Genomic DNA, 1,337 nt, shown 5'->3' with positions numbered 1-1,337 from the left:
TCGGCGCAGAGCGACAGCCTACCTCTGACTGCCGCCAATCTTTGCAACAGAGCCTGATCGCGCTCCAAGAATTGAACGGGAGCGCCTCGAGAACAGGCAGGTCAAGACCGAGAAAGTGGGTACGCAGAGGTGCCGTTCCGAAACGCATGAGGTCTCAATGAGAACATAGCAGCATCCGTCGGCGTGTCCACGGTCGGCGCCAAACGGACAACACGACCGGCCCTGCCGTCTCTTCTACCTACAGCTTTGCGAGACATCAGTTGACCACCCGCGCGCATGTCCATTTCGCGCCTGCTCGCTGGACTTGCGTTGGCGGCCCACTTCTCACCAAGTCGTCTCGACACAAGGCTGCTGTGCGGATCGACTTAGCAGGGATTTGGTGTCGTACCCGGATGACACAGTGACCAGAACGGCCGGGACCCCCGCCTGGCCGCCGTGCAGTCACTCCCCACGGAGAAGGAGATGCAAGATGCCTGGAATGACGTTCAACGCAGAGCGGGTACTCCGGTGGTTGATCGACCAGCCAGGACAGCAAGCCAGCACGCTTCCTCACGAAGTGGTTCCCCCTTCACTCGCGGAGACTGTTTACAGCGAGCTTCAACTTGCCGATCTAGTCCACGCCACCCTGACCCTAGATGGTCAGTTCGACTTCATTCTGACTACGCGTGGCCGTGTAGAAGCCAACCGGATGCGCGAGAGCTACCGCTCTTCACTTGCGCAAAGGCGGGTCCTGGAGTGGCTGGCGGCTCATCCCGAGACATCCCCAGAAGCGCTAATGAAGAGTGAGGACGCTGCGGACTTCACCGGGTCGCTCTCCGCGCGAGAGGTCAGTCTGGCAGTCGAGGAACTCGAGTCAGGCGGCTACCTCGAAGGGACCAAAGCCTGGGGTGGATCAATGATCCGAGCGCGTCTGACCGCAGCGGGCCAGCGACTCCTTAGAAGCCAGATGAGTCTCGACCAGGTTCAACTTTCCGGAGGAATGACGACTATGAACGTTTCGGCTGACAACTATGGAACCCAACATATTGGGAACCAGGCGATTGGCGGACAGGGCCACTCGATGACTGCCCATATCGGCCCTGAGGTGTCGGTAGAAGACATCCTCGCGGCGCTGAGCCAGTTCCGGAATCACGTTGAAGACGCTGACCTGCCGGCGGACGAGAAGCAAGATCTGCTCGAGGAGATTGGGGCGATCGAGAGCCGCGGACCAAGGCGTGGCCTTGAGTGGGTCAGGGCTCAGATCAATGCGTTGAGCACCGCTGTCTCAGGCACGCTGGGGTCGGACCTGACTTCCACAAGTTGACGCTGTTCTGCCGCTTGGGATTCCGGTTTGCGCT

1 protein-coding gene is annotated in these 1,337 nt (G+C 60.1%); it reads left to right on the top strand.

Going from position 1 to position 1,337, the window contains the following annotated elements; translation table 11 throughout:
• Nucleotides 1-478 precede the first annotated feature (478 nt).
• Nucleotides 479-1,303: a hypothetical protein gene (locus tag ACWGLC_RS17760; protein ID WP_452101096.1), complete on the top strand. Its 825-nt coding sequence runs from the start codon at nt 479-481 to the stop codon at nt 1,301-1,303.
• Nucleotides 1,304-1,337 lie beyond the last annotated feature (34 nt).

Source organism: Dietzia sp. NPDC055877, from assembly GCF_053615975.1.
Note: the sequence above shows the minus strand (reverse complement) of the source record. Positions and strands in the feature narration are given on the sequence as shown.